General features: G+C 36.9%; 14 protein-coding genes. 8 read left to right on the top strand and 6 right to left on the bottom strand.

The window, feature by feature from the left end; genetic code table 11:
• Positions 1-194: 194 nt before the first annotated feature.
• From JOC48_RS03745 to JOC48_RS03735, 3 genes are all read left to right on the top strand, one after another.
• Positions 195-1,517 (top strand): extracellular solute-binding protein, encoded by a 1,323-nt coding sequence (locus JOC48_RS03745; RefSeq protein WP_204497719.1) that lies wholly within the window; start codon positions 195-197, stop codon positions 1,515-1,517.
• A 303-nt stretch (positions 1,518-1,820) separates the two neighbouring features.
• Complete coding sequence (locus JOC48_RS03740) at positions 1,821-2,699, top strand: carbohydrate ABC transporter permease (RefSeq protein ID WP_204497718.1); 879 nt, start codon at positions 1,821-1,823, stop codon at positions 2,697-2,699.
• Between the two features lie 17 nt (positions 2,700-2,716).
• Entirely contained in the window at positions 2,717-3,607 is an 891-nt protein-coding gene (locus tag JOC48_RS03735) for a carbohydrate ABC transporter permease (protein WP_204497717.1), read from the top strand.
• A 113-nt stretch (positions 3,608-3,720) separates the two neighbouring features.
• On the opposite strand, the gene JOC48_RS03730 is transcribed toward JOC48_RS03735, so the two are convergent.
• Entirely contained in the window at positions 3,721-4,347 is a 627-nt protein-coding gene (locus JOC48_RS03730; RefSeq protein WP_338024226.1) for a YesL family protein, read from the bottom strand.
• Between the two features lie 197 nt (positions 4,348-4,544).
• On the opposite strand from JOC48_RS03730, the gene JOC48_RS03725 reads away from it, so the two are divergent.
• Entirely contained in the window at positions 4,545-5,537 is a 993-nt protein-coding gene (locus tag JOC48_RS03725) for a hydroxyacid dehydrogenase (RefSeq protein WP_338024225.1), read from the top strand.
• 89 nt (positions 5,538-5,626) lie between these two features.
• Here JOC48_RS03725 and JOC48_RS03720 read toward each other — a convergent pair whose 3' ends face one another.
• Entirely contained in the window at positions 5,627-6,076 is a 450-nt protein-coding gene (locus tag JOC48_RS03720) for an Lrp/AsnC family transcriptional regulator (RefSeq protein WP_204497716.1), read from the bottom strand.
• 306 nt (positions 6,077-6,382) lie between these two features.
• Here JOC48_RS03720 and JOC48_RS03715 point away from each other — a divergent pair, with 306 nt between their 5' ends.
• The 3 genes from JOC48_RS03715 (at position 6,383) to JOC48_RS03705 (ending at position 8,488) form a co-directional block, all read left to right on the top strand.
• Complete coding sequence (locus JOC48_RS03715) at positions 6,383-6,982, top strand: chromate transporter (protein ID WP_204497715.1); 600 nt, start codon at positions 6,383-6,385, stop codon at positions 6,980-6,982.
• Complete coding sequence (locus JOC48_RS03710; RefSeq protein ID WP_204497714.1) at positions 6,979-7,509, top strand: chromate transporter; 531 nt, start codon at positions 6,979-6,981, stop codon at positions 7,507-7,509. Before JOC48_RS03715 ends, JOC48_RS03710 begins: the two co-directional genes overlap by 4 nt.
• A gap of 238 nt (positions 7,510-7,747) precedes the next feature.
• The gene (locus JOC48_RS03705; protein ID WP_204497713.1) at positions 7,748-8,488 is read left to right on the top strand and encodes a SurA N-terminal domain-containing protein; all 741 of its coding nucleotides are present in this window, start codon (positions 7,748-7,750) and stop codon (positions 8,486-8,488) included.
• Between the two features lie 277 nt (positions 8,489-8,765).
• On the opposite strand, the gene JOC48_RS03700 is transcribed toward JOC48_RS03705, so the two are convergent.
• From JOC48_RS03700 to pxpB, 4 genes are all read right to left on the bottom strand, one after another.
• Positions 8,766-9,398 (bottom strand): hypothetical protein, encoded by a 633-nt coding sequence (locus JOC48_RS03700; protein ID WP_204497712.1) that lies wholly within the window; start codon positions 9,396-9,398, stop codon positions 8,766-8,768.
• Positions 9,399-9,718: 320 nt separating this feature from the next.
• Positions 9,719-10,477 carry a 5-oxoprolinase subunit PxpA gene (locus tag JOC48_RS03695; RefSeq protein WP_204497711.1) on the bottom strand — a complete coding sequence of 253 codons (759 nt, stop codon included), beginning with the start codon at positions 10,475-10,477 and terminating at the stop codon, positions 9,719-9,721.
• Positions 10,474-11,442, bottom strand: coding sequence for a 5-oxoprolinase subunit C family protein (locus JOC48_RS03690; RefSeq protein ID WP_204497710.1), 969 nt, complete (start codon positions 11,440-11,442; stop codon positions 10,474-10,476). The genes JOC48_RS03695 and JOC48_RS03690 overlap by 4 nt, the downstream gene beginning before the upstream one ends.
• Positions 11,424-12,158, bottom strand: a complete 735-nt coding sequence (gene pxpB, locus JOC48_RS03685; protein WP_239584174.1) for a 5-oxoprolinase subunit PxpB — start codon at positions 12,156-12,158, stop codon at positions 11,424-11,426. Before pxpB ends, JOC48_RS03690 begins: the two co-directional genes overlap by 19 nt.
• Positions 12,159-12,401: 243 nt before the next feature.
• Between pxpB and JOC48_RS03680 the strand changes: the two genes are divergently transcribed.
• Complete coding sequence (locus JOC48_RS03680) at positions 12,402-13,250, top strand: hypothetical protein (RefSeq protein WP_204497709.1); 849 nt, start codon at positions 12,402-12,404, stop codon at positions 13,248-13,250.
• Positions 13,251-13,265: the final 15 nt, after the last annotated feature.

Raw genomic sequence — 13,265 nt, 5'->3', positions numbered from 1 at the left:
TTTTTTGGTCCGCACGATGCGGGTGGCATGCAGTTGTCTTTAGAGAATGACAATCTTAATCAAAATAGGAGCTATATCTAAAAATAGTAGTATTTTCTCCAATCATCGTTACCTTACAGTAATGGACTCCCAATGATAGAATTTAATATGTAAACAAACATTGGAATGCAAAATACTAAAGGGGGAAAATAAACATGAAAAAGAAAGCGTTTGCTTACGGATTGATTTTATCCACGATTGTGATGCTAGTTCTAGCTGGATGTGGTGGAGGTCAAGCTAATGGGGCTGGAGATGAAAGCGGTTCAGATGGAGAAACAAAAACGATTGAATTCATGCACTTATGGCCTGAAGGAAGCTCTAAGCAGCACAATGAAATTGTAAACGGAATCATTGAAGAATTTGAAAGCAACAACCCAGGAGTAACAGTAGATGTAGAAATTTTAGGTAACGAGCAGTACAAGGAAAAATTAAAAGTATTATCTGCATCTAATGAGTTACCAGACGTTGGTATGACATGGGCAGCTGGTTTCTTACAACCATACGTTAAAGGTGAAAAGTTTGCTGAACTGGATGGTGTAATTGATGAAAACCTTTCAGACAGCTTTGTACCTGGTACAACAGAAGCTTATGCAATTGATGGTGCGACTTATGGCTTACCACTTGAGTTAAATATAACTCCAGTTTATTATAACAAAGCAATTTTTGATGAGTATGGATTAGAAGCACCAGAAACAATGGATGAATTTAAGCAAGTGGTTCAAACACTTGTTGATAATGGTGTAACTCCAATTACACTTGGTAATAAGGATAGCTGGACTGGATCTATGTGGTACATGTATTTAGCTGACCGTATCGGTGGTCCGGAAACGCTAACTAATGCAATTAACCGAACTGGAAGCTTTGAAGACCCAGCGCTAGTTCAAGCTGCGGCTGAAATTCAAGAATTAGTAGATATGGGTGCATTTGTAAAAGGATATAACGGCTTAGGTAATGATGAAGCAAAAGGTTACTTTAAAAATGAACAAGCAGCTATGTACCTAATGGCTACATGGGATCTTCCAGAATGGACTACTAACGAAGATAATCCACAAGAATTTAGAGATTCTGTTGGATACTTCAAGTTCCCAACTGTTGAAGGTGGAGAAGGCGACATCAATAGTTATGTAGGTGGACCTGGAGTTGGATTGTTTGTAGCTGAAGATTCTGATGTTAAAGAAGAAGCAAAAGATTTTGTATCATTCTTTGTTCAAAAATGGGGCGAGCAATCTGTAACTAAAGCAGGTGTAATTCCAGCAACGAAAGTAGATACAGAAGGCATTGAGCTTCCACAAATGTACATTGACGTCTTGAACGATCTTAATGATGCATCTAACCTTACACTTTATGCGGATGTACAAATGAGTGCTAGTGCTGCACAAGTTCACTTAGACATGATTCAAGCATTGTTTGGTGGCGAAGTAACTCCAGAAGAGTTTGCAAAAGCACACGAAGAAGCACTTGCGGCTGAAGAAGAATAAATGTTAAGAGGTTGAAGATTGGAAAGGACATATCTTCTATTACCGATATGTCCTTTCACCTTTTAAGGTGAAGCTTCCATGTTTCCCACTTTTCCCTGAAAAGTATGTGTTCAAAAAGTCGACGAATTAGAAACTAGTCAACGAAGAGATTCGCCTTTTTTTCTTTTGACGATTTTTGAACAACCTCTAATAGTAAAGGTGGGAAACATGGAAGTTTAAATCATAGATAGAGATAACAAAAAAGTAAATAGCAATATTATTATTGCAAGGGACAATCTATTTTATAGGAAGGAGAGGGAATGTATGAAACAAGTTATGTCAAACAAGCTAGTAATTGCACTGTACACTCTACCTGCTCTAGTTTTAATTCTTGCTCTCGTTTATGTACCGATTATCTTAACTGGTTATTATGGATTAATGGACTGGGATGGAATTGGTGCAATGACATTTATAGGATTAGAAAACTACATCGAACTATTACAGGATGGAAAGTTCTGGGAGAGTGCATATCATTCCTTTTTATTGGCAGCATTTTCAACCTTAAGCTTAGCGGGATATCTAATCATTTCTCTCGTATTGGCAAACAAATTAAAAGGTTCAGAGTTATTAAGAAAGATCTATTTAATTCCAATGCTATTATCTTCTGTTGCTATTGCGCAATTATGGTTAAAAATTTACGATCCTAACAATGGGATGTTAAATAGTTTCCTTGAATTACTAGGTGTAGAAAACACGCCTGTATGGTTAGCAGATTCAAAACTAGTATTATACGCTATCTTTATTGCAATTATCTGGCAGTATGCAGGATTTTACATTATTATCTACTCTGCCGCCCTAAAAGGGATTCCTGAATCACTAGTAGAGGCAGCTAGAATTGATGGTGCCAATCCAATTCAAATTGCCTACAAAATTAAAGTTCCATTGATTGCTGGTGTTATTAAAGTAACGGTTATTCTTGCTATTGTTGGTTCATTAAAATACTTTGATTTAATTTATGTCATGACTGGTGGAGGACCAAACGGTGCAAGTGAAGTGATTGCATCTTACATGTATAAAGAGGCGTTTGGTTCCTATAACTTTGGTTATGGTAGTGCGGTTGGTTTCGCATTGCTAGTAATCTGTTTAGTTATTACATGGTTGATCCGTAAACTAACAGCTGATGATGAAGAAATTCAATACTAAAAGGAGGCGCTAATAAGATGAGTAATGTTAATACACAATTTAAAAAATCTAATTTATCGGTAAATAAATTGGAAAAATCATTAGGAAATCGAATTGGACTAGGCCTCCTCTATTTAGTATTAATAGTCGTGGCTGTATTCCAAATTTATCCACTCGTTTGGCTGTTTTTCTTCTCTTTGAAAACAAATACAGAAGTTTTTGGTGCATCACCTTTTGCCTTACCGACAGATCCACAATGGGGAAATTACGCGAAAGCATGGGTCGATGGTGGTGTAGGTTCGTACTTCTTTAATAGTGTGTGGATTACTGTAACATCTGTTATTCTCACTGTACTGTTGGCTAGCTTTGTAACATTTGCTATCACACGGATGGAGTGGAAATTAAATAAATTAGCACTTGGTTTGTTCATGGTTGGATTAATGATTCCAATTCACTCGACACTCATTCCGTTATTCGACTTTTTCCTAAAAGTAAATCTAGTTGACAATCCGCTGTCAATTATTCTAACGTACACAGCATTTAATTTACCATTAACGATTATGATTTTATTAGGGTTCTATTACACGTTACCACGTGAAGTAGAAGAAGCAGCAGTAATGGATGGTTGTTCCATCCACCGTATCTTTTTCCAAATTACTTTGCCAATGACAACACCTGTAATCTCTACAACAGCGATTATTAACATGATTTACAACTGGAACGAATTTGTGTTTGTAAACACGTTTATAAGTTCCGATAAATACAAAACATTAACAGTTGGAATACAAAACTTTATCGGTCAATATTTAACAGACTGGGGTGCGATTGGTGCAACGTTGATGATTAGTATCATTCCAGTATTAATCGCCTTCTTTATCTTAAGTAACCGCATTGTAGAAGGTATTGCTGCAGGTTCTGTTAAAGGATAAACTAGAAAAAGGCATTTATCTTTGGCTTATAGGCTGTCCCAAAAGTAAGGGGGCAGCCTCTATTTTTTTCCTCTCTAGTTCAAACACTGAAGTTTTGTCTAGGATATAAAATTTTATTCATCCTTATTCTTTTTATTTTCAACCTTTTCAAATGCCCGATTTGCCGGCCACATAAGACAATAAGTTAGAAAGCTACCACCAAAGAAAAATGCTAACCCTGGTATGGCTGTCATAGCAAAATATGTTGCAACCATTCCAATTATCATAAGAAAATTAGATAGTGGATTGATGACCATAATTAAAAAAGCATTTTTAAATATTTGATATAGCTTAATATCGAAATGAACATATACAGGAAATAAGTATAACAGGGTAAATAAAAACGCAAGGATAAACAAATAGATTGGGATGTGAGTAACTACCCAGAAGCTGTTATTATTTACTTGCAAAAATTGTAGGTCAACATAGATAATAAGAAAGAAAAGAACCAAAATTAGCCCAAGTATGTTACCTTTAATAAATTCTTTCTTATAATGGAACCAAAAGGTCTTGAATACCGGTATTTCACTTTCGCCCCTAATCCATTTCCTCACTATTGCAAACATTGCTATTGTTGCTGGAAAGAAGCCAAGCAAGATTAAACCAACAAATGAAAAAGCAATCCATAGTATGTTGACAAAAGCAAACCTTGAAATCCATTCCGTAATTGAATATAAAGTTCCCATTGAGTTTTTTGCCACGTTGTATGCCTCCTGACTTGTACCCTATTCTGTTGAAAGGATAGTTTTATTTTAACATAGGCTTTGTTTTGAGTCTTTTTTAAAATGTTTATTTTGACAACGTTTTCATAGTTTTCTATACTTATTTCAAATTGGTACTTGCTGATTAGAAGTTCGTACATCCTAATGAAAAAAGCTAAAAAGTAGAGGTGAAGAGTGTGAAAGCATTATATATTATGAAGCAAGATGTCTTTGATTTGGTATATCCAGCAGAGGTTCGTCAGGGTATTGAAGAAAAAGCAGAGGTCTATGCCCCGCCATTAACAACGGATGATGTGCTGAAGAATCCTTCTATTTTAAAGGATGTCGAGGTTATTTTTTCCGGTTGGGGAGCTCCCAAATTGGACAAAGCATTCCTGGATGCTGCACCTAATTTGAAAGCGTTGTTTTATGCAGCTGGTTCAATTAAACAAGTTGCAACAGATGAGTCTTGGGATCGTAATATTATTATTACGAATGCTGCTGATGCGAATGCGATCCCTGTCGCAGAATTTACAATATCCCAAATTTTATTTTGTTTGAAAAATGGGTGGCAGTTTGTCCGAGGAATTCAACAGGCGAAAAGTTTTCCACCAAAGCCTTTTGATATAGTCGGGGGATATGGAAGTACAGTTGGTATTATTTCGTTAAGCATGGTTGGTCGTCATGTGATTCGGTTATTAAAAGCCTATGACATGAAGGTGCTTACGTACGATCCGTTTGTTACAGAAGAAGATGCCAATCAATTAGGTGTCACCCTTTGTTCGCTGGAGGATATTTTTAAGCAGTCTGATCTTGTCTCTCTTCATACTCCGCTACTTAAGGAAACGGTCGGTATGATAACTGGAGAGCATTTTGACTTGATGAAACAAAACGCAAGCTTTATCAATACGGCAAGAGGTGCAATTGTTCGAGAACAAGAAATGGTAGATGTCTTGAAGCGTCGAGACGATATTACCGCTGTGTTAGATGTAACTGATCCAGAACCACCTGAAAAAGATTCACCTCTATATACACTTTCAAATGTCGTGTTAACACCGCATTTAGCAGGAAGTGAAGGAACTGAATGTGGCAGAATGGGTGCTTATATGTTGGCGGAGTATGAACGATTTTTGAAAAGTGAACCGCTTCAATGGCAGGTCACAAGAGAGCAGTTTAAAGTGATGGCATAAGTGAAAAGGAATGATGATTGATTACAAGAAGAAAGTAATGGTTCGTGAAAGGAAAACCGGGAGAAGTTTCCCCGGTTTTTTTTATAATATTATAGCTTCAACCCCGTGCGACTTTTGAAACGACGAAGCAATATATGACTTTCAACACGAGAAATCCCTTTTAAAGCGTAAAGCTCCTCATTTATAAAGGTCTCTAATTGGTTGAAATCATTCACGAGTACATGCATGTGTAGGGTGCTTGGCCCGGTCATTTGGTAACAGCTAGCGACGGCAGGATGATTGACTAAATTCTCTGCGACTTCCACTAGAAATGCAGGCTCACAATCCACTTCAAAAAAAGCAGATACCTCTTTACCGACTTTTTCACTATTTACGACACATGTGAATTTTTCAATAATACCTTCTTCCATTAATTGATTCACACGCGAACGAACCGCAACTCTTGATAAATTTAATTCCTTTCCAATATCTGTGTAGGATAGCCTACCATCTTCTACAAGTAATTCAATAATTTTTTTATCTGTGTAATCTAATTTCATTATCTTATCCCTCCTTTCCTTTTATGAAAAATTAAAATATTATGAATACTATGTTTATTCTTTATTTTAACTCACTTTTCGTATATAATCATTAAAAGAATACAATTGTTAATGAAAAATAATCAAATAATTAACAAAAGTAATTATATTTAATATTTTTAAATAGTTAATTATATTAAAAGTGAATTTTTTCTAATTTTTGGTTGTTGGTAGATGGAACTGCGCATGTGAAGGTACTAAGATGTATAAGATAGCTATCAACGTGTATGGATGTACAATCGACTATATAATAAAGGGATGAATGGAATGAAAGAACATTGGCATATTTTTTTAGCCTTCTTCCGAGTAGGCATGCTGGGGTATGGTGGCGGTCCGTCGTCCATCCCATTGGTTAAAAAAGAAGTAGTAGAAAAGTATAAGTGGATGGATGATGAAGAATTTGCAAACATCCTCGCATTAGGTAACTCGTTACCAGGCCCGATTGCAACAAAGATGGCAGGTTATATCGGGTATCGAGTTTCAGGAATTGTCGGTATGATTAATGCAGTGTTAGCTACAATTGTTCCAACGATTGTTATTATGATTATTTTATTATCTTTTCTATCATCTATGAGTGAAGTAGCCTGGGTCAAAGGAATGACGTTAGCTGTTGTTCCTGTTGTTGGAGTGATGCTTGCAGTATTAACCTATGACTTCTTAAAAAAATCTAAAGGTGGCCTTGGTTGGACGGTTACGATTATCTTGGCAGTAGCTTCTTTACTACTTATTGAGTGGGCGGGAATGCATCCGGGAATATTAATTGCAGCTTTACTTATCTATGCGATAGCTAAACCGGATAAATCAGAGAAATCGGATAATCAAAATAACCAATCTCATGTTCCACAGAAAGAGGGGCAATCATCATGACTTATTGGGAAATTTTTCTTGCATTTTTTATACCTGGGATAGTAGGCTATGGCGGTGGTCCTGCTTCGATTCCGTTAGTGGAAAAGGAAGTAGTCGATCGATATGGATGGCTGACAGTTAACGACTTTAGTGAAATGCTGGCAATGGCGAATGCATTACCAGGGCCAATAGCGACCAAAATGGCTGGATTTATTGGATACCAACAAGGTGGTATATTAGGTGCTGGTGTTGGCGTTTTTGCAACGGTTGCTCCTTCACTAATTTTAATGGTTGTTTTATTAAGTATTCTACTTAAATTTAAAGATTCACCACGAGTGAAAAATATGAGTATGTTAATTAGACCAACGATAGCTATTTTATTAGGAGTTATGGCTTTTGATTTTTTCCATACTTCTTACCTAGATGCTGGAGCTTGGCAGATGATAGGTATTGCGCTCGTCAGCTTTTTATTGATGGAAAGATTAAAGGTTCACCCGGCGTTTGTGATTATTGGAGCATTAGTATATGGTGGGATTTTTCTAGGGTGATGAATAGCGAATACGTATTTAAAAAGCAGGGAAACCTGCTTTTTTTGTTGCAAAACTTTTTTGTAAATCTCATCAGGCTCCTGTTTATTGTGTCACCGAACTGTAAATGAAATGTAAAATACATGGTTTAAGCCTAGAATAAGTGTGATTGTAGCTGATTACCTTTATTTGCTCGATTTGAAATGAAAGGACGAGCATGTTTAAATGTAGGGACAACAATCGAGAAAAGAGGGTTAACATGAAAAAACTTACAATCTTATTCATTGCAATTACATTAAGTTTGTTGCTTACTGCCTGTGGAGGCGAAGAAGAACAAGAACAGACAACTGATCCAGGTACGGAAGAAAGTCCTGAGCAAGGAACAGATGAAGGAGCAGAAGAACCCGCACCTGCGGTTGATGATAGCGAAACAGTAGATGAAAATGAAGTAGTTGCAACAGTTAATGGTGAAGAAATTAGTGGACAAGAGTACAACATGATGTACGCACAAACGAAAATGATGCTACAGCAATATGGACAAACAGAAAGTGATTCAGAACAATTAAAGGAACAAACATTAAATGAATTAATTAATCAAAAATTAATTCAACAAGATGCTAAAGAAAAAGGAATTGAAGTTCCAACAGAAGAAGTAGATTCGAATATTGAACAAATCAAGTCCCAGTATGAAACTGATGAGCAGTTTGAAGAAACGTTAGCAAGCCTTCAACTTACTGAGGATTCATTACGCGCACAAATTTCATTCGAAGTACTTTTACAAGAATATTTAGAACAAACAGTGACAGACGTGGAAGTAACAGATCAAGAAGTAGAAGAATATTACGAACAAATTGCTAGTCAAGGTGGAGAAGACGTACCAGAACTAGATGAAGTTAGAGATCAAATCGAAGAGGAGCTATTGAATCAGCAAAAGCAAAGTAAGATAGGTGAAATTGCTGAACAATTAAGAGAAGAAGGCTCTGTTGAAACATTAATTTAATTTTATAAAATAAGTAAATGGCCAGGATCTGAAAAAGGTCCTGGCTTTAATATCCTATAATAAGAGATGTGCTCCTTTTTTAATGCGAGTCCTGGATACATATAACATGTTAAGGTGGTAAAAAAAAGAAGTTGAAGCGTTGCCCGCGGAAAGCGAGTGTTTTTCCACAGCGGTGGTCAACCACTCTTATCGTCCGTCAATAAACTTCAAAGTATTGCGCATTAATCGTATACTGCGTATTATAGCTTTTTGCAATTGGAACAAGGTGCTAGTTTTCTTATGAAAACCGAAGCCGATAGATGGTTGTTGGGTGGACATATAGGCCATGAAGTAAGGAATTATAGTAACCGGAAATAAGGGTGAATTGAAGATAAGAAAGTCTTTTATTAACAGCTAGCTCGTAATAATGAAGTTTCTCTGCTTTGGGAATTTCTGGGTGTAAGTAGATACTGTTTATTAAACGACTACTGTTTGATTTAATCGCTCTTTCTTTATAATAATCTGGAATCTCTTGATAAATCATATAGTTTAAAATATATGCTTTATTAACGTGTACATGAGTTGCTATCACATCGATATCGATCCCATAAGTTTTGGTTAATGTATGAATATAATAATACTTAAATCTCCAATTCGTCTTTTCTTTATGAATTCCTTGATCAAGAATCTTAAGCATTCGATTTATGTTAGAAACAGATGGTCTTGGATGAAGAAAACAGGGGACAGGATGATGGTAGTTTGTTCTGATAAGCTGATTAAATCGTTTAAATCCACCAATTAAGTAATAGACGCCATTATAATATTCAACTGTTAGGAAAGATGGCTGCTGATCTGGCTTATGATATTGTTGTATTTCATCAATAAAATAGGAGGTGATTTGATTTACTGTTAAGAATTTTAAGTTAATCATAAAAGAAACACATCCTAATATACCCACAAATAGTATTTTTCTACCTATTAATAATTATGTAGTGTATGGGTTGTCCTATGTTTGAAAGTGCGGCAGCTGTTCCTCTTCATATAAAAATAACGGTTGACTGAGCGGAGATCAGTCAACCGTGTTTCCGCCCAAGGAGATTGTATAAACCCTTTGGATTACGGATACCCCACAATATAATCTATGAAAAAGGTGAACAAGGGTATCAACACTTGTCTTGTATTGATAAAAATGATTGTTTTGTCTATCAGCAAAACAACTAGAGAGGAAGGAACACCATAAGGCGGTCGACACTATGATAGATTCCCTAATTTAATTCCTGAAGAAATAAAGTGTTGATAAAGCTGCTTTGCGAAACCAACTGCTTTAGGGTTATCACCGTGAATACAGATTGTGTCCGCTTTTAACGGGATGGTTTTACCGTCCACTGTTGTTACCGTTTGATGCTTAATCATTTGATCAATTTGCGTCATTGCAGCTTCCTCGCTCGTCAAAACAGCATTCGGCTCGCTCCTTGGTGTCAAGGATCCATCTGCCTGATAAGTTCGGTCCGCAAATACTTCATGTGCAACAGGAATTCCAAGTTTTTCCCCTGCTTTTGTTAATTCACTGTTTGATAGACCAAACAAGGTTAAACTAGTATCTAAATGATAGATAGCTTCGGCGATAGCATTAGCAATTGTTTTATCCTTTGCTGCCATATTGTATAGTGCACCATGCGGTTTTACGTGATTCAATTTAGCCCCATTTGCCTGCACGAACCCGTTAAGTGCGCCGACCTGATAAACGATTAATTGGTAGACCTCACTTGGAGTCAATTTCATCTCTCTTCGCCCAAAACCATTCAAATCTGGTAAACCAGGATGTGCTCCTATTCGAACGTTATGTTTGATTGCCAGTTGAACAGTGGTGTCCATTGTTGCTGGATCACCTGCATGATATCCGCACGCAATATTAACAGATGACACATACTTGATTACTTCTTGGTCATTTCCTAATGAGTAGCTGCCATAGCTTTCTCCCATGTCACAATTTAGATCTGTTTGGATCATGAATCGATTGCCTCCCATCGTAATTTAGTAGCAGACCTTATTTGGTTAAGTTCTGTTTCCGTAGCGAGTAGACGACGATAAGCATCTGATAAGCTGCACTTTTTAAAAGTGAAGGCTTTACTTGGACGCAGTTGACTGAATAGAGGAAGGTCTGCTTGTATTACTTGTCCAATTTTCGGATAGCCTCCTGTTGGTTGACGATCTGCCATTAAAACAATCGGATGACCACTTGAAGGAACTTGAATGGTACCAAAGCTTACTCCTTCTGTAATAAGCTCTTGCTGTTTTTTAAAATGTAAGGATGGTCCAGTTAAACGATAGCCCATTCGATCTGACTGCGTCGATAATTGAAATAGTTCGTTTTCGAAGGTTTGTTTGCTTTCTTCGGTAAACCAGTCATACTGTTTTCCTTCAATAAAGTGGATAACCGTTGGATTTTGATCTAGATAGCTAAACAATTTCTTCGATAAATACCAGTTGAATGGACGTGATTTCATCGGTTGATGGATTGGAATGACATCTCCAGTTTGAAGCTTTCTCCCTTGAAACCCACCCAGTTCCACTTTCATGTCGGTACTTTTACTATGTAAAACCTCCGGAATTTTAAGTCCACCCTTGACCGCTAAGTAACAGTGAATCCCTGTTTTAGCTGTCCGCAATTGAAGCGTATCTCCTTGGTTCACAGTAAGTGGTTTCCCGTTTGTAACAGGCTTTTCGTTTATAGAAGGTGACATATCTGCTCCTGAGAGGCAGATAATCATATCTTCTTCAAATTCAATACTAGGTCCAAGAAAGCTCATTTCCAATACCGCTTCCGTTTCATGGTTGTTCAATGCGATATTAGCCAGACGCATTGCCCAATTATCCATTACACCATTCACAGAAAAACCGAATGATTGATAACCATATCTGCCTAAATCTTGAATGGTTGTAATAAAGCCTTCCTCTATGATTCGTAATCCCATGTGACATCCTCCTGTTTCTGGTTAAAAAAGTCTTCTCTAGAAATGGAGTAAAACTGAACACGATCCCCTGGCTGCAGTAAGGTAGGGGATGGATTTTCTAATTGTAATAGCTTCACGGGCGTTCGCCCTATGATTTGCCAACCGCCTGGTGTGGTGCTTGGATAAACCCCTGTCTGTGACCCTGCAATACCAACAGATCCTGCCGGTAGTTGAAGGCGTGGTGTTTTTTTTCTGGGTGTTGCGATACGGGGGTCCATTCCACCTAGAAAAGGAAAGCCAGGTGAAAATCCTAAAAAGTAAACATCATAGATTTTCGCTGTATGTATGTCAATCACTTGCTCTCTTGTAAGCTGATTGTGCGAGGCCACTATGTCTAGATCGAGGCCAAATTCCTCCTCGTAGCAAACTGGGATTTTAACCGTTTTTTTCCGACGTACATCCTTGGTTGACCTAGTTAAATAATGATCGATTACCGAAATGATTTGATCATAGGGATTCTCTTTCATTTTAACTGGATCAAAATGAATGGTGATAGTCGTATAGGCAGGTACAGCCTCAATGAAACCAGGGAAAGGGTTGTTAACTAGATTCTTTGAAAGTTGCAATATTCTGTTATTTAAATGCAGATCGATGGTATCACTGAATTCAACGATAAGTGCTGATTCACTGATCGGGATATAGCGAACAGACTGCATGATTTCACCCTCTTTATTCATGTCTTTTCTTCATTCTAACCTAATTCCTTCCGTACAGTCACGGATTAATGCTATCAAACAAGTAAAAGTGGGTGTTCAAAAAGTCTTAAATAATTATGATTTTATGTATAAAAAATAGTTGCTAGTAATAGACTAGTAGAAAAGAAAATCTAATAGAGGTGTTCAGATAGTACGGTAAAATGACACGAATTGGAACAAGCGCGAATAGAAATTATTCATCTATGCTTAGATTGGAGGAATCCGATGTTTAAATATTCTTTCTTTGTTATTGTAGCTTGCTTGGTTTTATTAACTGCATGTGGAATGAGTATTAATGGTTTTAATAATGATGATGGTCAGTTAAAAGAAATGGAACAGTTATCTCTGAGTACAAAGAAGCTTCAATCCGAGACCGCCCCGAACAAAAAACAAATAAAGAGCTCTCAGGTCCAAGCTTCTGCTGTGAACGAAAGTACAGTTTCGCAGCAACAATTGGTGAAATTGTTAGAACAGATTGGGACTGTAGAACGTGACGTTATCGATACAATTGAGGCAAATGGCTGGTATGAATCAATAGAGGAAATCGAACCATCTGTCGAGCAATTTGAAAAAGCAATTTATCCAATTGTAAAAGACTATTTCACAGAAGAATTTATAGCTAGAGAAATCATGGACAAGATGGAGGCTTTTTTCTGTTTTTGTGATGCACCAAGTCCTTTAGTAGGGAAGATGCATTTGGATATACATGAAGAAATAAGACAATCAGATGATCAAATAACAATAGTGGCTTACCAACCAGCAAATCAAATTAATAGCGGATCAAAATTTAATGTTATGTTGAAAGAGGTAGATGGCACGTGGAAAATTGCCTCTTTGGAGCAGCTATTTGGCTCACATGAAGAATCCTTCGAATTGACAGTGAACGATGTCATAGCGTTTTATAACCAGAAGGAAATGCAATTAAACTATCTTGATACAAGGAAAGAACCAGCTTCTGGTACCAATGTACATCTTTTTGAAATAGAAAATAGTGGGGAGTGGATTGCTGTAAACGCTAGTAACTGGTACACGATAGAAGGAAAACAATACATTGAGCAAGTATATGAGGGATAGGATGAAAAAATAGAA

This window comes from Aquibacillus albus (assembly GCF_016908325.1).
Taxonomy (GTDB): Bacteria; Bacillota; Bacilli; order Bacillales; family Amphibacillaceae; genus Aquibacillus_A; species Aquibacillus_A albus.
This window is presented reverse-complemented; position numbering and strand designations above follow the sequence as displayed.

Excerpts from the sequence above, each read along its gene's own strand:
- JOC48_RS03715 (WP_204497715.1), top strand. The coding sequence starts at position 6,383 with ATGAAAGAACATTGGCATATTTTTTTAGCCTTCTTCCGAGTAGGCATG.
- JOC48_RS03720 (WP_204497716.1), bottom strand. The coding sequence starts at position 6,076 with ATGAAATTAGATTACACAGATAAAAAAATTATTGAATTACTTGTAGAA.
- JOC48_RS03705 (WP_204497713.1), top strand. The coding sequence starts at position 7,748 with ATGAAAAAACTTACAATCTTATTCATTGCAATTACATTAAGTTTGTTG.
- JOC48_RS03710 (WP_204497714.1), top strand. The coding sequence starts at position 6,979 with ATGACTTATTGGGAAATTTTTCTTGCATTTTTTATACCTGGGATAGTA.
- pxpB (WP_239584174.1), bottom strand. The coding sequence starts at position 12,158 with ATGAATAAAGAGGGTGAAATCATGCAGTCTGTTCGCTATATCCCGATC.
- JOC48_RS03740 (WP_204497718.1), top strand. The coding sequence starts at position 1,821 with ATGAAACAAGTTATGTCAAACAAGCTAGTAATTGCACTGTACACTCTA.
- JOC48_RS03695 (WP_204497711.1), bottom strand. The coding sequence starts at position 10,477 with ATGATCCAAACAGATCTAAATTGTGACATGGGAGAAAGCTATGGCAGC.
- JOC48_RS03735 (WP_204497717.1), top strand. The coding sequence starts at position 2,717 with ATGAGTAATGTTAATACACAATTTAAAAAATCTAATTTATCGGTAAAT.
- JOC48_RS03700 (WP_204497712.1), bottom strand. The coding sequence starts at position 9,398 with ATGATTAACTTAAAATTCTTAACAGTAAATCAAATCACCTCCTATTTT.
- JOC48_RS03745 (WP_204497719.1), top strand. The coding sequence starts at position 195 with ATGAAAAAGAAAGCGTTTGCTTACGGATTGATTTTATCCACGATTGTG.
- JOC48_RS03690 (WP_204497710.1), bottom strand. The coding sequence starts at position 11,442 with ATGGGATTACGAATCATAGAGGAAGGCTTTATTACAACCATTCAAGAT.
- JOC48_RS03680 (WP_204497709.1), top strand. The coding sequence starts at position 12,402 with ATGTTTAAATATTCTTTCTTTGTTATTGTAGCTTGCTTGGTTTTATTA.